Origin of the sequence: Serratia sp. C2(1) (assembly GCF_036352655.1) — a bacterium.
Classification (GTDB): Bacteria; Pseudomonadota; Gammaproteobacteria; order Enterobacterales; family Enterobacteriaceae; genus Serratia; species Serratia inhibens.
Map to the genome: position 1 here is coordinate 3202759 of NZ_JAZFBA010000001.1, position 19880 is coordinate 3222638.

The window sequence follows — 19880 nt, forward strand, 5'->3', positions numbered from 1 at the left end:
GTTCTCTCTCTACATCACTTTTGGGACGCGGCTTCATCAGCCTGTTTTGGCTTGGGAGCCGAAGCCAGAGTATTCAGCAGCGACTTGTCGTTAAGCACTTTCATGACCAGACTTTCCGCACCTGCTTTGCCATCCATATAGGTTTGCAGGTTGGCAAGCTGGGTCCGTGCCTCAAGCAACTGCGATAATGAATCGACTTTGCGGGCAATGGCATCGGGAGCAAAATCATCCATGCTCTCGAAGGTCATATCGACCATCAGTTGCCCTTCCCCCGTCAAGGTGTTAGGCACTGCAAACGCCACGCGCGGCCGCATTGCTTTCATGCGTTCGTCGAAGTTATCGATATCGATGCTCAGGAACTTCCTGTCGGTAACCGGAGGCAATGGCTCCAACGGTTTACCGGACAAGTCGGCCAGAACGCCCATAACAAACGGCAGTTCTATTTTCTTTTCACTGCCATAAATCTCCACGTCATACTCAATCTGTACGCGTGGCGCACGGTTACGCGCGATAAATTTTTGCGAATTGCTTTTGCTCATAGTAGTCAACACTCTTTAATAACCGTTTATGGATAAACCGTCGTTCGCCTGATGGTTAACGTTCAGATAATTAGACAGCCTTGCCTCCCTGTTATTTATAAACAAGCTCAACCCCTGCCACTGCATGAACTTTCCCGGCAGTAACGGCTGAGTCCCCCTTTGCGTAATAGCTCGCTGTAAATCTGTGACTTAATGGTTCAGCAGCAGAAGAAATAATATAATCCTGCCCTGTCGCAGCATTATCGATAATAACCTGCGAACTATTTTCTTTTCGTAACCGGATTTGCACGTTGCGACTGAGCAGAGTACCTGCATCATTAATTAAATTTCCCGTTTCCGTATCTGAACCAGAAACGCTGCTGTTAAAAAATACCGTCACGGTTCGGCTGGCAGGACAATCTTTCAACGTAATATCAAAAGGCACGCTTCCCGCTTCACTGCCATTTTTTTTGAGAGACTCTACCGCCACACGGGGTAAGGTAACGACCTCGTTATTGCTGGCATTATTAATTACCACGTTACAAGTCTCGTCAGTATATTTACCGGTAAAGTAAACATCTATTGAGCAATCCGTCGAACAGGCCTTCGCCGTCAACATCGATTGACTCGCAATAAACACCGCATATAAAGCAATGCGGATAGACCTCATGCCCGGAGTGGTAATAACAGTTAATGACATAAAACCTCTACCTGGGTAATAGCGCCCGCAGCGCTCGTGATTTTATGGGAAATAGCGTTATCCGAATAAATGGTACAAAGGCGGACGCCGGATGAATTTTTCACGTACAGGTTATTTTTCTGTGCTTGCCAACCGCGAACAAATGCCATCCCCCCTTGCCCGATAATGCCGAGATTGTTGTTGCCTTCATCGACCATATTCGCGCCAATCGGCAATGGCTTGCCTTGCTTGTCACGTACAATCAGCACGACAGGATCGCCCACCATCGTTTTAACGTTGACTTTGACTGCCGCCCCCATGCGAGGAATAACGGTACTTTCGCTTTCCAATACATCAACCGTATCCGGCAATCCCTGCGTGTTCACCGCCACGGTATTCTCGCGATAAGGCGTCAGAGATGGCACTATGGCATAACCGTTGGCATCAATTCTTGAACCGTATCCGTTGAGCATTCTGGCACCTTCGGCACCCGGCGCATTTACCAGCGCAAACGGATAGTCGCCCAAACGCGGCCCCGCAGTTATGCCACCGCCATGTGCCACCAGGCTACCGTTTGCCGAGAACGAAAGCTGACGCGATTTATTCCCTACCGAAGCGGTAGAACCGAATTGCCCCAGCGGGGAGTTGTAGTTCACATTGCCGTTAAAGGCGGTTTGAGAAGAAGCATTCTTCGCACTGGAAACCGATGTTCCGATACCATAGTTCAGCTCGTTTTGATCGCCCTGACTGCCAATGGCGTTTGCCTGGAGCGAACTGGCGCCACTGTTGTCGTGAGAGACGGAAGAATATAGCGAGCTAAATACGGGTTTCTCCGTAATGCTGCTTTGCCCCAAAGGCACGCTAAAGGAAAGCATAACGCTATTCACATCTCGCCCTTCGCTGCTATAGGATCGCGAAGCCGAAACTCCCCAGGAAAAATAGCGCTCGGATTTGTTATACGAAATCATGTACTGGCTGGTAGATGAACGACCATCCCAGTAATTGTAAAAATTGCCGGATAAATTTAGCCTTCCACCATTCCACAGCGGCTGGCCGACGTTAATGGTGAAGCGCTGCCGGGTGCGATAATCCACCCTATAGCGATCGTTCTTTTCGCCATACCGGTCCAACGCCGCATCTCGCAGACTGTAAAATCCACTCGATGAATAACGGTAAGCCGCCAGAGTGACGTCCGTTGACGTTGAATCCACATATTTGCTAAACCCGACATTGAAACTGTTGCCGGCGGAGACTTTGCCATTTCCCAGTTCACTGCGCGCCCGGGTAACATCCATCGATACACCCCCCAGCGGCGTATTAAACGCATGCCCCAATCCCAACGCGACGTAATTGTCAGAAAGCTGGCCGCCGCCATACAGCGTATACATATTGCCGATGCCGTACTGATAAAAGCCCTGCGCCAGCCCCGGTTTTTCCAATAACGAATCATCCTGCAACTTGCCGACCGTAACGCCAAAACGGGCAACGCCGTCATGCAGTAGCATGGGTGGGGCCGAGAAAGGCACTACCTGAGTTTTCTGACGGCCATCAGCTTCCGTCACCGTTACCTGCAGATCGCCACCGTAACCCATCGCGCCAATATCGCTGATTTCAAAGGGACCTGGCGGCACCGTGGTTTCATACAAGGTTTGGCCGCGCTGAGTCACCTGCACTTTAGCGTTGCTTTCAGCCACGCCACGCACTAAAGGCGTGTAGTACCGCAATCCTTCCGGCAGCATTCGATCGTCAGACTGCAATTGAATGCCCCGTACGGTCAGGCTGTCGAACAGATCGCCGCTGGTCGTACTGTCGCCAAGCGTCAACTGGCTTTTCAATACCGGTACTTCTCGTTGAAGATAGGTGAACAAGGATTGAGTATGGGCCGAAGAATCGCTGCTCCAATTGGTGTTTATGCGCTTGCGCAGGCGCCAATCGGAAAAATTCAGCCCCGCCAACAGCCCTAAATTGCCGCTAACGGACTGCCCGTCATTACCGTTAAAGCGATCGGATGTCTGCTGAACGTAAAGGTTGGAGTTATAATCCAGCAGCCCTGCGGTAACGCCTGAATCCCAGGAATTCGGATCGGTATAACCGCGCGGATACTGCACCAGATAAGCTTGAGGGACCACCAGATCGAGATGAAAATCTCCGGATGCGTAATTGGCTTCAGCGCCGGCAATCCACTTCTCAATCATGGCGCACTGCGCTTTTTCCTCGGAGCCGCTTTTATCCGTTATCCTTGTCATCGGACCGGCCATAACCTTGATGCCCAGACTGGTCAGCTCCTGCCGATTAAAGCAGGGCTGTGCGCCAATTCGGCCCTCAACCGGCATGAATACCACTTTACGCTGCCCCCGGCTTTCGCCATTCACGGCAACGGATACCGCATACTCACCTGCGGGGCTTGGATTTCCCTGATAATATTGAGAAACGTCTACACTAAGACCGTGGATGAAAGCACCGTTAAACTTCACATCTTCAGAACGAGCGTCATGTTCGATTCTGCCCGGTACATTGCCGGAATTGCTCTGAGCAAACACAGAAAAACTGATCCCTAAAGAAGTAATAAGGATATGTCGGATCGCATACGTTATCTTAGATACGCATATTGCTTGTCGCGCATATTTCTTTATTTCTTTCGGTTGCACGTCCATGTCTCCTGAACACAATGTGTGAATTCCAGATCGGCAATAAATAACCGTTCCGAACTGAACGGATAATCATCACTACTTAGCACACTATTCCTTTATGATTAATCCCTTTCCGGATGCAGGAATCAATTTGTACTCAACCACACTGCCATAATCGCTAATCAGATTAATACTCGCGCCATTTGCAGCCACTGGTGCATTATTTTTATTTTCCAGTAAGAACTCTTTACTGCCAAAAGGCGGAATCATATCAACATTCAGGGGGTATTTAATATCACCGGAGGTCATTGAGGCCGAATCGAACGAGTAATAATACGGCGTAGGATTGGTGACTTTAATGCCTTTCGCCGGGCTGATAATTTCCCATTTTAATTTGTCAACCTCATTCGTACTGCTGCTTTTCAGCACGGTAGGTCGATAGAAAATTTTAATACGCGTTCTGAATGCCAATTCAAGGTGATCGGTTTCTTTTGCCGCATCCTTCATCGGCGGGATTTCCAGCAAATTAAACCAAAATACGGACTCCCGATCTTGTGGCAGGTTCATGCCGTTATAAATAAGGCGTATGCTTTGCCCCTTTCCCGGTTCAACACGATAAACGGGCGGCGTAACGGTAAAAGGCACTTTGACGCTATTAATATCATCATTAGCGCTGCCATCGTCAACCCAAACCTGCGCCAGCAAAGGCATATTTCCCTTATTGGTGGTTCTCACGGTTTTTTCGCGCTCAGCCCCCGGGAAAATAATGCGGGTTCCGGAAATGGTCATGCCGGCAAAAGCCATCTGCGTTGTTAATGCCAGAAAGATAAAAGCATTGGTTAATTTTGAAAATATTGCACGTTGATATTTCATAGCACTACCCTGCGCGTGTTACATCCCACCTTATAAAAGGTAAAACAGGAACGTTTCTTAATAAGGGGCGATAATTCGCCCCAGTTTCAACCTTGAGGCTGATTTATTACGGGTAAACCAGGGTATAACGCGCCTGTGCATAAACCAGACCGGCAGTAGTCTTCTCAGTCGCGTAGTAGCCGCCATAGTAACGCATGGTGGCTTTACCACCGGTAACAGTCGCCGCGGCGCCGGTATCACCCAGTTTCAGTTGTTGCTCGTCAGAGTTGTACAGACGAACCTGAACGTTGGTCGCTTTGGTACCTGCACCCTGATACTGGTTAGTCAGGTTACCCGTTGCGCTATCCACGCCAGAGCTGCCAATGGCTTCAAAATGCGCAGCAACCTTGGTAATGCCGGCCGGACATTTTTCAACATTCAGATCGAAACCTTTCGAACCTGCGCTGGTACCGGCAGCACTAAGGGTCTGAATGGCGACTTTTGGCAGTTGAACCTGACGGTCAACAGAGTCGCTGACAATAGAACAAGTACTAGCGGTCAGTTCGCCGTTAAAGGTTACCGTCCCTTGAGTGACTTCATCCGCAGCCAGGGCGGAAGTCGATGCTGCAGCCAGCGCCATTGCGCACAGCGTTAACGTTAATTTATGCATTAATAATTCCCTATATTTATGTAGTTAAATTAAATTCAACGATTAAAATATCGTTTCCATGTTTTCCTGGGTTCCTTTTAATCACTCTATCGGCAGTCCCTCCATTTACATAACAACCTCAATTCCTCTCTCTTGTGAGTAAATGACACGCATAGTTATTGTTTTATTCTTTTCTGCATCAGCGCCTGTCAGGTTTAAAACGGTAACGCCAATTTTTGGCAGAATATTTTTCTCGATAAAACGGATTAACATCCTGGCCCCGGTTTCAGCTACCGGACATTGCTCAACCACGTGCTGAACCAACTCTTCACCGAAGGTCAGCGCAATGCCATAATTCGCTTTTGCCCGCTCAGCGATACGGTTCAGGTGAATGTTGACAATCTGCCGCAACGAGGCGGTTTCCAACGGGAAATACGGTATGACAGTGACGCGCCCCAAGAAAGCGGCGGGGAATACTTTCAGCAATGCCGGCTGCAATAACGTTAATAAGCTGTCTTCATCCGGCATCGTTTCCGGGTCTGCGCACGCGCTGCTGATTATTTCGCTGCCTGTATTACTGGTAAGTAAAATAACGGTATTGCGAAAATCGATCTGACGGCCTTCACCGTCCTCCATAGAGCCTTTATCGAAGACCTGGAAGAACAGCTCGTGCACATCCGAATGCGCCTTTTCCACTTCATCGAGCAGAATAACGCTATAAGGTTTACGACGAACCGCTTCGGTTAATACGCCGCCTTCCCCGTAGCCCACATAGCCTGGCGGAGACCCCTTCAGCGAAGAAACGGTATGCGCTTCCTGATATTCGCTCATATTGATGGTGATAAGATTCTGCTCGCCGCCATAAAGCTGGCTGGCGATCGCCAACGCGGTTTCTGTTTTGCCGACGCCAGAAGGCCCCACCAGCATAAACACGCCAAAGGGTTTTTGCGGGTCGGCGAGGCCGGCGCGCGCAGTCTGAATGCTCTGGCTTAGGCAAGTCAGCGCATATTGCTGACCAATCACTCGTTCAGAGAGGCGCTGCGGTAACTCCATGACTGCGCTAACATCATCCTTCAGTACCTGCCCCACCGGGATTCCGGTCCAGTTCGCTACGATAGAGGCAACCACTCCGGCATTCACTTCAGCCTGAACCAGCGGTTGCTCGCCGCGAATTGTTCTCAGCGTTTCCTCAAGTTCATTCAAACGCGCCTGTAAATACTCGCATTTTCCCTCTTCGGGAACCCGGGGCTCTTCAACCGCAACGGCCAAAAGTTGCTGACGCGTATCGATGATACTGGCAACCAGCTCGCATTCCTGCGCCCAGCGGCGATCGAGAAGCTTCGCCCCTTCAGCATGTTCATCGATGGAATTCTGAATGGACGCGACACGTTCACCGTCTTCTTTGCCGAAACCGATCGCTTTTTCGAGCAAAGACAGTTCCGTCTGCGCCGACTGGCTGCGGAATTTCAGTATTTGCAATTCTTCCGGCGGCGCATGCTGCGCAACGGCAACCCTGGCGCAAGCGGTATCCAGCAGGCTAATAGCCTTATCAGGCAATTGGCGGGCAGGAATATAACGATGGGAAAGACGCACCGCCGCCCGTATCGCCTCGTCCATGATCCAGACGCCATGATGCTTCTCCAGCACCGGCAGCAGCCCGCGCAGCATGGCGATAGCCAGCTCTTCGGAAGGCTCTTCAACTTGAAGCACCTGGAAGCGACGCGTCAGAGCCGGATCTTTTTCAATGTGACGCTTGAATTCGCTCCACGTAGTGGCACCAATCGTACGCAACTGACCGCGCGCCAGCATGGGTTTCATCAGGTTGGCAGCATCGCCCGTACCGGCATTACCGCCCGCACCGACCAACGTATGTACTTCATCAATAAACAAAATCACCGGCTCGGCAGAATTGACTGCTTCTTCCAGTACCGCTTTTAGACGCGCTTCGAATTCGCCTTTCATGCTGGCACCCGCAGACAGCGCCACCACATCAAGCGCCAGTAAGCGGACGTTCTCAAGCGAAGGCGGCACTTCACCGGCGACGATAGCCAACGCCAGGCCTTCCACCACGGCAGTCTTACCTACGCCGGCCTCACCGGTCAGCAATGGATTGTTCTGCCGGCGGCGCAGCAAGATATCTACCATGGTATTTATCTCTTTATCGCGCCCCAAAACCGGATCAATTTTCCCCTCACGCGCCAGCGCCGTCAGATCCGTCGAATACTGCGACAGGCCGCCCCCCTGCGTTGATCCCAATGCATTGCTGGCTTCGCCAGGAACGCCAGCTTCGCCTGGAATAACCGCGCCGCCGGCCAAATCGCTTTCTTCGGCCGAATCGCGAGTGATATAACCGAGATCTTTGCTTAAATGTTCCAGCGGAATCTTTTCGAACGCCGGGGAAATGGCAAACAGCGCGCGGCGTAATTCCATGGTGGTGAGCAGCGCAATAAGCAAATGGCCGCTGCGAATGCAATTATTGTGGCATTCCAGACTGGCGAATACCCACGAGCGCTCGATGGCCAGCTCGATATGGTATGAGAAATCGGAGATAGAGCTTGCACCTGCAGGCAGACGCGTTAATGCCTGTGCGAAATCACGCTCCAGTATTTCGGCGTCAACTTCAAAGTGCCGAATGATATGCTTGATATCGCTATCTTGCTGTTGATATATCTGATTTAACCAGTGCACCAGCTCAACGTAAGGATTACCACGCAGTTTGCACAACGTAGTCGCACTCTCTACGCTTTTAAACAAACTAGTATTTAGCTTACCGAATAGGTTTTTTCTGGTTATCGCCACGATAAAACTCACCCTGTTTTAATTCGATTGTTGTCATCATTCAATCCACTTTTCCATAGTGGATCTGAGAACCGTTTTGCTATAGACATCTGGCGTAACGGTACGCTGCTTTACGATCATTCTAATTAACAAAAATTGAAATAAAACCCTTTAACACGGCAGGTAACGCTTTTGAGAATTAAGCCCGAAACACATTCTTAAGCCTGCTGTGTTAATCGATACCTTTTAAGAATAAAGCCCGAAACACATTCTTAAAATTGCAAATAGAATTAATAATGCCATCGTAAAAAAATTTTAACTTTATAGAATCGCTACCGTTAAAGAGAAAAGTTCGGCAGAAAGCCAGCGGGACACTCTTGATGCCGGGTATTGATCTCCTGACCGACAAGAAAAGTTCTTTTCGCCGTTATAATTGACAGGGTGCCAAGTGGAACACAACTTCCTAGACTACTACAATCGAGAGCTGACATTCGTCAGGGAAATGGCACAAGAATTTGCCGAACGACATCCTAAAATTGCCGGTCGTTTGGGGATGCACGGTATCGAGGTTGCCGACCCTTATGTGGAGCGTTTGATTGAGGCATTTTGCTTTTTATCTGCCAGAACGCAGATAAAGCTTGATGCTGAATTCCCTAAGTTCACCCAGCGGTTACTGGATCTTATCTATCCCAACTATAATTCACCCACGCCCTCTATGGGCGTCGTCCAGCTGAAACCTAATTTGAGCGAGGGGGATTTAACGCATGGTTATAAAATCCCCAAACAAAGCGCTTTTTATAGCAGGATCCTGCCTGGTGAAATGACCCGCTGTGAATTCAGGAATAACCAGGACGTTACCCTATGGCCGCTGGAGATAGCAGAAGTAAGACTGACGTCCGTACCGCCAGATATTCCTAATCTGGAAAGTTATCGTCTCAATCATCATCAATTGAAAGGCGCACTGCGGATAAAGTTAAAACTGCAGGGCGACCTGGTTTTTTCCGCGCTAAAAGGGTTGGATAACCTTCCTTTTTATATTCAGGGCGATGAGCGCGTTGTGTCCCATACCTTTGAACTCCTGCACGGCAGCCATGTAGCGACGGTGATCCGCAGCGGAAACAGAGAAAAACCCCAGCACCATGTCATCAACAATCAACCTCTTAAATTCGAAGGCATGGATCCGGACCAAAGCCTTTTACCCCTGCAATGGAATATGTTCCATGGTCACACTCTGATTCAGGAATATATTGCCTGCCGCGAAAGATTTTACTTCTTCTCCCTCACGCAGTTGGGCGCGGCATTGGAAGAGAATAATACGAATGAGGTGGAGATTATTATTCTCCTGAATAGATTGCCGCAGGATTTAATCGCTCATCTGGACAGCTCACGCTTTTTGCTGTTTTGCACGCCAGTGATCAATCTGTTCCCGAAACGGGTAGACCGAATCGAAGTCAATCGAGCGCTGAACAACTTCCATATTGTCCCGGACCGCAGCCGCCCGCTCGATTACGAGATTTTTTCCGTTAATAAGGTCCTTGGCTTACAGGCGGAAACCAGTGAGGAGCTGACATTTAATCCGCTTTATCAGACCCGGCACAGCGACACCGGCAATTTCGGACGCTACTTCTCGGTAAAGCGCGAAGTCAGAACAAAAGAAAGCATCAGTCGTAAGTACGATACCCGCACGCCTTACAGCGGCACCGAAATTTTTATCTCGCTGGTCGATCAACAAGAAGCGCCCTACGGGGAGCATATCCGCTATCTGCTGGTCGACGCGGTGGTCACCAATCGTGATTTACCCCGTTTGCTAACCAGCACGGGCAGCTTTGATCTCACCATGTCAGATTCCGTTCCCATTCATGGCGCCCGATTCGTAAGCTCGCCAAGCGCCCCACGTGCGCCGTTCGCCGTAGGCGAGTCGGCATGGCGGTTAATTCGCCAGCTTAGCTTTAACTACCTGCCATTATCTGACATGGACCATGCTCAGGGTGGCGAGTCGCTGCGCAATATGCTGCGGCTTTTCACTACCGCAGCCGATCTGGATTCCGTGGCGCAGATTAACAGCCTGGTAGGGTGCAAAACCGAGCCGGTGGTTCGCCGTCTGTCGGATGAAGGGCTGCTGGTTTACGGACGCGGAGTGTGCTGCAGCTTGACCGTCGACGAAGAGGGTTTTTCCGGGGTCAGTCCCTATCTCTTTGGCCTGATAATGGAAAACTATCTGGCGCGCCACGCCGCCATCAACATTTTTACCGAGACTGAACTGCATTCAATGCAGCGTGGTTTAATCGCGCGCTGGAAAGCGCGGCCAGGCAGGCGAGGTGCGCTATGAATCATCGCGACGCCTCCCGGCAGCCTGCTAATCTGGACAGCTGGTACGACACAGATAAACCCTGGGAAGCCGGTTTTATCAGCATAATGCGGGCTATTGCCGCCCGCACGCCAGACTCTCCTCCACCGGGCAAGGCAACGCTGCCGTCGCAAGAATGCTTCCGGCTTGGGCAGGTTGCCAGTATGGCGTTCTCGCCACGTGAGATCTCCGCTATTAGCCGGCAGGACGAAAAAATCAAGCTCCAACTGTTTGGTTTAGGGATCTGGGGCGCGCAAGGCGCCATGCCGCTTCATCTTTCCGAACTGGCCTACTCCCGCTACGAGCAGCACGATCGCACGCTGACCGATTTTGCGGATATTTTTCACCACCGGGCACTCAGCCTGTTTTATCGTGCGTGGTTTTTATCGCAGGACACCGCCTCGCTGGACCGCAAAGACGATGAACGTTTTTCGTTTTATGTCGGTAGCCTGATAGGGCTGGATCCTGCCGAACTGCCCCCAGCGCCACTGCCGATCCACACCCGGCTGGCCTCTTCTGCACACCTGATTCGCGAAGCCCGCAACCCGGACGGCTTACTGGGCGCTATGCAGTATTACTTCGAAGTGCCGGTTCGTATGGAAGAATTTGAGCTGCAATGGATTTTTCTGGAAGGCAAAGATCAAACCGCGCTGGGCGACGATCGCTACGCCACGCTGTTAGGCGACGGCGCCATTCTCGGTAACACCGTGCTGGACAGGCAATACAAATTCAAATTGCTGATGGGGCCGCTGACGCTGGCCCAGTACACCCGGTTTAGCCCGTGGGGCCGCGATTTGTCGGTGCTGCGCGAACTGGTGCGCAGTTTTATCGGTTTTGAATACGCATGGGATGTAGAGCTGGTGCTGGCCGCCGATCAGGTACCGCAGGCCACGCTGGATGGCAGTCATCAACTGGGCTACGCCAGTTGGCTGGAGCGAAATACCTGCGATTCCCCCGTCTCCGGCATGAGCTTCGAACCGGAAATGTATCACCGCTAGCGGCTCCCTACGGGCCGATTACGCAGCCACTCATGGATGAAAGTGAAGTCGCTATGAATCAGACGCACAACCTGAACTGCTCAGATTATTACCAGCCCCTTATGCACCCTATCGAGGGCGATGCACCTTGTGGTGAGAACCTCGATTACGATCCTGCCTTTATCATGCTGCAGTCCAGACTGCAGCCCAAACTTGGCGTTGAGTACGGCAATTTTTTTGAGGCGGCGGAGCCGATTAACTGGACGGAAACCGAGCGTGAATGCCAGGCCTTGCTGCAAAAAAGCAAGGACATCAGGCTGATTATCATCCTGATGCGCTGTCGATTGCGCAAGATTGGCCTCCCCGCTCTGGCGGAAGGGACCGAGGCTCTGCATGCCTTGCTTCACGCCTGGCCGGACGATCTCCATCCGCAGCTTTTGGACGAGGGCGAATTTACCCCCGCTCTGCGCGCCAATGCCTTGGCCGAGCTGGATGACGCCAATGGCTTACTGGCGGACTTGCGTAACCAGCTGCTGCCAAAAGCTGCCGGTCTGCAAATCACCGTCAAAGAATTCGAGAAAGCGCATCAGATTCCGCGTGAAGAAGGAGCGCTTTCGGATACTGCCGTCGCCGCACTGATCCATGAATGGCACATCAGCGCCCGCGAGGGGATTCGTCCTTTGAGCCAGGCATATCATTTCATACGGGAGATGAAAAAAGCGCTCTCGGAGACGCTGGCGCAGGAAGCGCCGGAGTTTGACGCTTTGGTCAGTATTCTGAAGTTGTTCTCCGGCGAGTTCGGCAGCGAACCGCCTGCGGCGGCGGCTCCCTGCCCGGACCCCATTCCCGCCGCGGTTGGCGGACAAGACGACTTGCCGGCACTCGCCGTTGAAACGCCCGCCGCTGCTGTAACGACCGAGCCTCCCCAGGCTGAGGCAGCGATACGCGCCGCGCCAGAAGTACAACGCGGCATTGGCAGCCGCATCGATGCGCTGCATCGCCTACAGGAAGTTCGCAGCTGGTTTGCCATGACCGAACCCAGCAGCCCGCTGATTCAGGTGTTGAAGTACGCCGAGGATAGCATCGGTAAAAACTTTGCCGACCTCTTAAAAATGTACCCTCCTGAAATCGTTGCCATGCTGAATCAAGAAAAGGAATAAATGATGTTAAAGATCTCTATCATTATGCTCTCTGCCCTTATTCTGTCGCCCGGTGCCGAGGCCGTCTGTACGCTTGCCCGCGGCGCGCCAACCCCGCTCGCCATTCCCTCGCAAATCATTCGCATTGCCGCCGATGCGCCAGTAGATACCTCAGTGCCTATTGCTCAGTTCGATAGCCCGACACCGGGACAGAGCATTGGCTACGATGATTGCCTGGCCGGTACAGAATACGGTAAACGTGCGCTCAACCTCATCGGCCAGAACGCCGCAACAAAAATCTTCCAAACCAATATTCCCGGCATCGGCATTAAAGTGCTCGCAAGCAACGGTTCAGCTTTCGGTAACTTTCCCTCTACCGCTAACCTTGTATTTCCGGGTGGCCAATCGACGGGTACGTTCGATTACTCTGGACAATCTTTTTATCGTATCCAATTTTTTAAAACCGGCGATAACCTTCGTCTGAGCAACCCGCTGGGGGACACCGTCCTGCCACCCGGCCAAATTGCTTACAGCTACCTTATGACGGCGGATCCGGCTTCTTTCGTCATGAATCTGACCATCGGTGAAATGAAAATTATCAGCACGCCGGCCTGCACTGCGGATAGCGCGAAAACCGTCGATTTTAACGATGTCACCCCGTCGCTGTTAAAAAACGGCGTTACGCGCAATCTGAATTTCGCCATTGTCTGTAAAAGCGACTATGGCTCCTATTCGGCCAAAGCATCGATTATTACAGCGACCCCCTCCTCTGATGCCTCGTATATCCGTGCCAAAGATGCGGCAGGCAATCAGGACCGACTGGGAATAAAAATCACCGATAGTGCCGGCAAGGCAATGAAAGTCGACGGTAGCACGTCGGAACAAAAAACCAGCATCACCAGCCGAGGCCCCGCCGAGTTTGCCTGGAACGCCACACTGGTCGCCAGCAGTCAATCCGCCCCAACAGGGGGAACTCTCTCCGCCAAAGCGGAAATCGTTTTTGATATTCAGTAACAGGGACTTTTTATGGTTCGGGAAAACAGGGATACCCCAGCAACAATTTTTATCAGCATAGCCAGCTACCGTGACCCGGAATTGCTGCCCACGCTGCAGGATATGCTGCGGCACGCCGCGCATCCTGAAAATCTGCATATCGCCATTTGCTGGCAGGATAACGAAGAGCGGAAGGTTTTCGAACAGGCCGGGCTCGAACCGGCCGGCAGTCGAACCGTCGCAGGCAATGAGGTCTTTGCTTATCGCTATCGCCAGGCTCGAATCGACGTCGTAAGCGTCCATTATTACGCCAGTCGGGGTGCCTGTTGGGCGCGCAGCCTGGCGGAAACGCTGTTTGATAACGAAAGCTATTTTCTGCAGGTAGACTCCCACTGCCGCTTCGTTCCACACTGGGACGAAGAAATGATCGCTATGCTGCATCAGCTACGCGCAACCTCGTCTCTTCCCATTATTTCGTCTTATCCCCCGGCTTATACCCCGGGAGAAAACGAAGAGGCGAGCAAGAATACTTACGTCAGCCGCTTAATTTTCCGTGAATACAACACGGAAGGCATTCCGATGTTAAGCTCCACGCCTTTTGAAGCAACCGCACCGATTCGCGGTAGCTACCTCGCCGGCGGATTCATCTTTACCGACGGTGGCTATGTTAAGAGCATCCCTAACGATCCGCAGATTTTCTTCGCCGGTGAAGAAATTGCCATGGCCGTGCGTGCATTCACCCACGGATACGATATCTACCACCCGCATAAACCGCTGCTCTGGCACTACTACCAACGCAAGGAACACCACAAGATCTGGGGCGATCACACCAATCAGGCCAAGGATGACGGAGTGGTTGAGAAAGCGTGGTGGGAATGGGACCGCGTCTCGAAAAAACGCGTCAGAATCTTGCTGGGCCTGGAAAGCGAGAATGCCGCCAGTCTTGCTCCCTACATGCTGGGCAGCAAGCGTACGCTAAGGCAATTTGAGTATCAGGCAGGCATTTACCTGAAAAAGGGTACGGTTCTGCCTGAAGTGATGGGCCCGGCATTGACGAGTTTTTTCCCCGCCCCTCCCACCGACGAAAAAGCCTGGCTTGACCGCCAGTACGCCTACCACAAGAAAGCCATCACGCTGAATGCGTCGGAATATCGCCCCCTTGAACCGGACATGAGCGACCTGCACCTGAACGTTTATAACGGGCAAAATGTCCTGCTGTATAAGCGCACGCTGGGCATCGAGGAACTTGAGACGTTACGGAAAAAATCGCCCAATGACGAGCTAACCCTATCAATCGAATTCAAAACCGCCAGCACGGTTCACCCCGCCGTCATACGGCTATGCCCGTGGTCTACGGCGTCCGGCTGGGGTGCTATCACGGAGAAAGCATGGTGAAAAGCGAAACCTTTTTTTGCAGGCTGATTGGGATCGATACCCTGTTCTCTTTCGACGGAATCATTCCCTCCGCCGCAGATTTCCAGCTCAAGCTAACCTCGTTGATAGAGCAGCTCAATAAAGCCCTACTGGCGGAAAACCAGCTGCAGACAGAGAGCGAAGCGCTCTGCCAAGCCTTGTGCGGTTATTTCGACAAACGTCTCACCAACGACCCGCAGAATAACTCCTTATCCTGGCAACGTTATTCGCTGATGCACTACTTTTACGGCTACAACGAAAGTAAAGAGGCCCTTTCATTACCCGCTCAGTTGGAGGTCTTATTGAAGACCGACAGCGACGTGATGTTCCGCTACGCCTGGAAACTACTGACGCTCCTGATTCAGGTAGAAGGGCAAACTGAAACCTTGGTTTCGCTACGCTCAGCTTCCCGTGCCCGTTACTTTTCCCGCGTTCGCCCCAGCTTCGCGCCACCGGAATCAGAAACCACCCTCTGGGGAACACCAAGCGATACGCTCCCGGCTTCGCCGCGCCTGATGGTGTGTGTTATTGGGCCGTTTGCCGGTAAATGGTTTAGCCAATCTGACCTTTCCACAAGCAACGACAGCGGGATTGTTTGGGTTGTCGCTGAGCACGCGACTTCACTTGTTAAACGACTCGAGCATTTGAAGGAAAGCCACAGCTCGATGGCTACCCTCGCCTTTTTCCCGCTGCTTGCCGACGGATTTCAAAACAACGGGATCATGATTGAACAAATTACTGCGTGGCAATATGCCTTTGCTTCTACGCGACTTCCCGAGCACTTGCCGTGCATGCTGGGGTTGTATACGCGCCTGAGCCAACAGCGTTATCCACACGATCCCGATGGAGCAATCTGGACCGGCGGTTTAGCAGCTCCTCCCTACGGGGATCTGAAGCTGGAGCCCCGCCTTGTTGGGCTTATTGACGAGCTTGATGCCGGCGATGATGGCAACGATATTTACGCCATACAGCGACACGCGCTGGGCTCTACATTCGTAGCCTGGCTTGCCGAAAGTCGGATAATGAATGTTCTGCAAACGATGTTTGACAGTACACAGCTCGATCTCGCCGGCGTTACGTTGGCCGACCACGGGCAAGGATTCATCCGCCACGGTGCATGGTCCCTTTGGCTTGCGGAGAAGTACAGTATTCTGCCGGGCCTTTCCGCTTCAATTGCCCTGCCTCCGTTGCCTGTTATTCCCCTCCCGCCGATTGTGGAAACACCGCCTCCTCCGCCCCCCGGAGCGGTTCCGACGATCATTGCATTAAAGCCCTCCCGTCGACGCTGGCCGAAAATCACCGCACTCCTGGTTCTGTTCGCTTGCCTGGCTGGCGGATTGATTTATTACAACGGGCCACATTGGGGGGGAATACGTGACCAGTTGACCCAGCTAAACCCTTTTCGAACACGTTTCAAGGAGCCCACTCCGGCCTCTGACGTCACCCAGTACACATTGAGTGGCAGCGCACCGCTGTTTGAAAATGGCAGCAGCAACCTGATGCCCGATAGCGAAAAGATACTCGCTGAAATAGTGCCAAAGATGGTTCGCGCCCCAGAACAAATGTTCCTCATCATCGGCCATTCAGACAATACGGGATCCGCCGCCGTCAATCTGGCGCTTTCAACCGAGCGAGCCCGGGTCATTCGGGACTGGTTGGTTGAACATGGCAACCTGTCAGCCAGTCAGTTCATCGTTGAAGGCGCAGGAAACTCCCGCCCGGTAGCCAGTAACGACACCCAAAAAGGACGTGCGCAAAACCGCCGCGTCGAGATCATTCCGTTATCTACACAGCCCTATAAGGATTAAGAGAAACTCACTTATGAGCAAGAAATCAATGACCTACCCCATTAATGAAGGCACTTTCGTGACGCTGGATCATCTTGAGGATCAGTCGATTAATATTCTTCGTTATATGGACGACGACCATAACCCCTACAACATTCTGATTAACCGCGCCAGGCTGGAAACCGATCAGACCGTAGATGACTTTTGCGAAAAACAGTGGGAGAAAATGAAACGTTCGGTCCCGGGATTCGAAGTGGAAGGAAAAAACCTGCAACATGAAATTGGCCCGGCTAAACTGCCCGTGCTGCAGACCGCCAATAAATTTCTGGAGGACGGCGGCTGGGTTCGGCAGGTCTCGTCCATCATTACGCTGCCTTGGCACCCACAGCTCAACCCGGACTCTCGCAAACTGTTGGTGTTTACGTTGGCGGCAAACAATGATTTTACCGAAGCACAGCGCAAGCATTATGTACGTATTATCAACAGCTTTATCCCTGTAGAAGCCCCAATCAGCGCCGAAAGTTGAGTCTTCCCCCCGCTCTGCTCCAAGCCCAAAAAAGGCCTGGAGCAGTCATTATGAATATCTCAATAGCCGACAGCTTAGCCTCGTCATTCTCCCTGGCTTATCAAAGAAGAATGTACGATTTGCCCATTGTTATTCCCACGGCAGTAACAGTTGCCGCTCAAGCTGCGGATCCAGCAGCGTTACGTGCAAGCCGACCAACCGCACGCCACGGCCTTCTCGCCGTTCACGCCATGCCTGCCGCGCCACGTTGAGCAAATCTTCTTTATTCAGCACCGGCCAAACGTGTTCCTGAGTGGTCTGCTGAAAATCCTGAAACTTCAGCTTCACGCCCTGCCGCGCGATATGCAGATCCGGTTTCACCTTGCGCAGCCGCATTTCCAGCTCGGGATAGAGCTTGTCGACGATCAGCGCCTCGCAGTCTTCCCAATCATGAATGTCTTCCGCCAACGTGCGTTCCACCCCCACCGATTTACGCAGCCTTTCCGACGAGACTTCACGCTGATCTATTCCCTGGCAGCGCTCCCACAGCACCCGGCCAAATTTGCCGAAACGCTTGAGCAACAGCGCCAGATCGTACTGCTGCACGTCGGCGCAGGTGATCAGCCCCACTTCTTCCAACCGTTTAGCGGTCACTTTGCCCACGCCGGGGATTTTACTCAGAGGCAGTTGCCGCAAAAAAGCCGGCACCTGCGCCGGCGTGATGACGTATTGTCCGTTCGGTTTGTTCAGCTCCGAGGCAATTTTGGCGAGGAACTTGATCGGCGCGATGCCCGCAGAGGCCGTGAGGTTAAGCTCTTCGGCAATCGCCTGGCGGATTTCCTGGGCAATCAGCGTCGCCGAGCCATTGCACTGGGTGCAGTCGGTCACATCCAGATAGGCTTCGTCCAACGACAGCGGTTCAATCAGCGGGGTGTAGCGGGCAAAGATTTCGCGAATGTGCAACGAGGCTTCCTTGTACGCCGCCATGCGGCCTGGCAACAGCTTGAGGTGCGGGCACAGTTTAAAGGCCATCGCCGTCGACATGGCGCTGTGCACGCCATAGCGGCGTGCGGGATAATTGGCGGTGCTGATCACCCCGCGCCGGTCGGCACTGCCGCCGATCGCCAACGGAATATCGCGCAGGCTGGGATCGTCGCGCATTTCTACCGCCGCGAAGAAGCAGTCCATATCGACATGAATGATTTTACGCATCGCGCCTCCAATAACACTGTATAAGTATACAGCCAATAATTGAAAGCTCAAGACTCGGCAGACATGGAGAAAACGGCGTTTGCGCCAGATATTTCCGCGTTGTTAAAAAAGCTTAATTTTTCAATAGTATGATTTCCGCTGACTCAGGCTCTCTCATCCTTATACCCTATGGATTCCATGTGGCGGCTCACAAGGCTGCGGCTCGAAAGACGGCGGGTATAGCATAAAAGGTATCTCGCATGATCAGGTTTTCCCATTTGCTGTTGGTTTCCACGCTGTCGCTGGTTTCGCTGGCGGCGGGCGCCGCTGTCGGCCATGCTCCAGCCATTATCGCCCACCGCGGCGGCACCGCAGACGCGCCGGAAAACACCCGCATCGCCATTGAAACCGCACTGAAAAATGGCGCCGACGCCATTTGGGTCACGCTACAGCAATCTAAAGACGGCGCGATCGTGCTGTACCGCCCTTCCGATCTCAAAACATTGACCCACGAGCAGGGGCCGGTCTCCGCCCATACTGCCGATCAACTGGCCAAAGTGGATGCCGGCTGGTCATTCGCAAAAGGTGAAACGCATCCGTTTCGCGGCAAAGGCATAGGTATCCCGCGTCTGGACGAGATCCTGGAGGCTTTCCCCAAGGTAACCTTCTATCTGGATATCAAATCGCCGGACGCCGATCCGACGCAATTTGGCAAAGCGCTGCTGGCAACGCTGGAGAAGACCGACAGCCTGAACCGCACCCGCGTATATTCTACCGATGCCAAATACCTGCAAGCGCTGCCGCCGCAGATCAAACGCTTTGAAAGCCGCGACGACACCCGCACCCTGCTGGCCAATGTCACCATGGCGCACCAGTGCGAATTGAAAGCGGATAATCAGCAACCGCGCTGGTACGGGCTGGAGCTGAAACGTGAAGTGGAAGTGGTGGAGAAATACACGTTGGGCGAAGGGCGCTCGAAAGCGTTTCTGACCTGGGATAAAGAGTCGATCGACTGTTTCCGTTCGCAAGGCCCGGCGCATATCATTTTGTTCGGCGTCAATTCAGCGGCGGAATACCGGCAGGCACTGGTGCTGGGGGCCGATGGAGTGATGGTCAACTCACCGGCCGAAGCGAAAGACTTCCGCAAGGCCAAGTGACCGATAGAGAAAGGGGCGCCACTTGCGCCCCTCGTCTTCAGATGATCCGGTGTTTTTCCAACTGTTGCCGCCGCAACGCCGCTTTGGCTTCGCGCTTCTTGCGCGCATCACAAGGCTCCGGGCAGTCACAGACCTTTTCCATCCCCAACGCAGTGATGCCGCCGCAACTGCCCTGCAGGCTTTTGCGTTTGAACACATAGCCCAGCGACATACCGCCGATAACCAACAGAAACAGCACGAAGGTGGCGATAAATACCGTCAACAT

The 19880-nt window shown here is 52.6% G+C and carries 16 protein-coding genes; 8 read left to right on the forward strand and 8 right to left on the reverse strand.

Going from position 1 to position 19880, the window contains the following annotated elements; translation table 11 throughout:
• Window positions 1-14: 14 nt before the first annotated feature.
• From tssB to tssH, 6 genes are all read right to left on the reverse strand, one after another.
• Window positions 15-539 (reverse strand): type VI secretion system contractile sheath small subunit, encoded by a 525-nt coding sequence (gene tssB, locus V2S86_RS15045; protein WP_330763052.1) that lies wholly within the window; start codon window positions 537-539, stop codon window positions 15-17.
• Between the two features lie 91 nt (window positions 540-630).
• Window positions 631-1188: a fimbrial protein gene (locus V2S86_RS15050; RefSeq protein ID WP_442996147.1), complete on the reverse strand. Its 558-nt coding sequence runs from the start codon at window positions 1186-1188 to the stop codon at window positions 631-633.
• A 20-nt stretch (window positions 1189-1208) separates the two neighbouring features.
• The gene (locus V2S86_RS15055) at window positions 1209-3851 is read right to left on the reverse strand and encodes a fimbria/pilus outer membrane usher protein (RefSeq protein WP_330763054.1); all 2643 of its coding nucleotides are present in this window, start codon (window positions 3849-3851) and stop codon (window positions 1209-1211) included.
• An 84-nt stretch (window positions 3852-3935) separates the two neighbouring features.
• Window positions 3936-4682 carry a fimbria/pilus periplasmic chaperone gene (locus V2S86_RS15060; RefSeq protein WP_442996148.1) on the reverse strand — a complete coding sequence of 249 codons (747 nt, stop codon included), beginning with the start codon at window positions 4680-4682 and terminating at the stop codon, window positions 3936-3938.
• Between the two features lie 124 nt (window positions 4683-4806).
• A complete protein-coding gene (locus V2S86_RS15065) occupies window positions 4807-5349 on the reverse strand; it encodes a fimbrial protein (RefSeq protein WP_330763056.1) in 543 nt (180 codons plus the stop codon).
• Between the two features lie 105 nt (window positions 5350-5454).
• Window positions 5455-8127 carry a type VI secretion system ATPase TssH gene (gene tssH / locus V2S86_RS15070; protein ID WP_330763057.1) on the reverse strand — a complete coding sequence of 891 codons (2673 nt, stop codon included), beginning with the start codon at window positions 8125-8127 and terminating at the stop codon, window positions 5455-5457.
• Between the two features lie 427 nt (window positions 8128-8554).
• Here tssH and tssF point away from each other — a divergent pair, with 427 nt between their 5' ends.
• The 7 genes from tssF to V2S86_RS15105 all read left to right on the forward strand — a co-directional run bounded on the left by tssF (window position 8555) and on the right by V2S86_RS15105 (window position 17288).
• Complete coding sequence (gene tssF / locus V2S86_RS15075; RefSeq protein WP_330763058.1) at window positions 8555-10435, forward strand: type VI secretion system baseplate subunit TssF; 1881 nt, start codon at window positions 8555-8557, stop codon at window positions 10433-10435.
• Complete coding sequence (gene tssG / locus V2S86_RS15080; RefSeq protein ID WP_330763059.1) at window positions 10432-11451, forward strand: type VI secretion system baseplate subunit TssG; 1020 nt, start codon at window positions 10432-10434, stop codon at window positions 11449-11451. Before tssF ends, tssG begins: the two co-directional genes overlap by 4 nt.
• A gap of 101 nt (window positions 11452-11552) precedes the next feature.
• Complete coding sequence (locus tag V2S86_RS15085; protein WP_442996149.1) at window positions 11553-12590, forward strand: ImpA family type VI secretion system protein; 1038 nt, start codon at window positions 11553-11555, stop codon at window positions 12588-12590.
• Window positions 12591-12593: 3 nt separating this feature from the next.
• On the forward strand, window positions 12594-13583 hold the full coding sequence (locus V2S86_RS15090; RefSeq protein WP_330763060.1) for a fimbrial protein: 990 nt from the start codon (window positions 12594-12596) through the stop codon (window positions 13581-13583).
• A 12-nt stretch (window positions 13584-13595) separates the two neighbouring features.
• A complete protein-coding gene (locus tag V2S86_RS15095; RefSeq protein ID WP_330763061.1) occupies window positions 13596-14957 on the forward strand; it encodes a GlcNAc-transferase family protein in 1362 nt (453 codons plus the stop codon).
• The gene (locus V2S86_RS15100) at window positions 14951-16783 is read left to right on the forward strand and encodes an OmpA family protein (protein WP_330763062.1); all 1833 of its coding nucleotides are present in this window, start codon (window positions 14951-14953) and stop codon (window positions 16781-16783) included. The genes V2S86_RS15095 and V2S86_RS15100 overlap by 7 nt, the downstream gene beginning before the upstream one ends.
• Before the next feature lie 13 nt (window positions 16784-16796).
• Window positions 16797-17288 (forward strand): DcrB-related protein, encoded by a 492-nt coding sequence (locus V2S86_RS15105; protein ID WP_330763063.1) that lies wholly within the window; start codon window positions 16797-16799, stop codon window positions 17286-17288.
• A 129-nt stretch (window positions 17289-17417) separates the two neighbouring features.
• On the opposite strand, the gene dinB is transcribed toward V2S86_RS15105, so the two are convergent.
• Entirely contained in the window at window positions 17418-18479 is a 1062-nt protein-coding gene (gene dinB, locus V2S86_RS15110; RefSeq protein WP_330763064.1) for a DNA polymerase IV, read from the reverse strand.
• A 239-nt stretch (window positions 18480-18718) separates the two neighbouring features.
• On the opposite strand from dinB, the gene V2S86_RS15115 reads away from it, so the two are divergent.
• The gene (locus tag V2S86_RS15115; protein ID WP_330763065.1) at window positions 18719-19615 is read left to right on the forward strand and encodes a glycerophosphodiester phosphodiesterase family protein; all 897 of its coding nucleotides are present in this window, start codon (window positions 18719-18721) and stop codon (window positions 19613-19615) included.
• A 37-nt stretch (window positions 19616-19652) separates the two neighbouring features.
• On the opposite strand, the gene nqrM is transcribed toward V2S86_RS15115, so the two are convergent.
• Window positions 19653-19880 (reverse strand): (Na+)-NQR maturation NqrM, encoded by a 228-nt coding sequence (gene nqrM, locus V2S86_RS15120; protein ID WP_330763066.1) that lies wholly within the window; start codon window positions 19878-19880, stop codon window positions 19653-19655.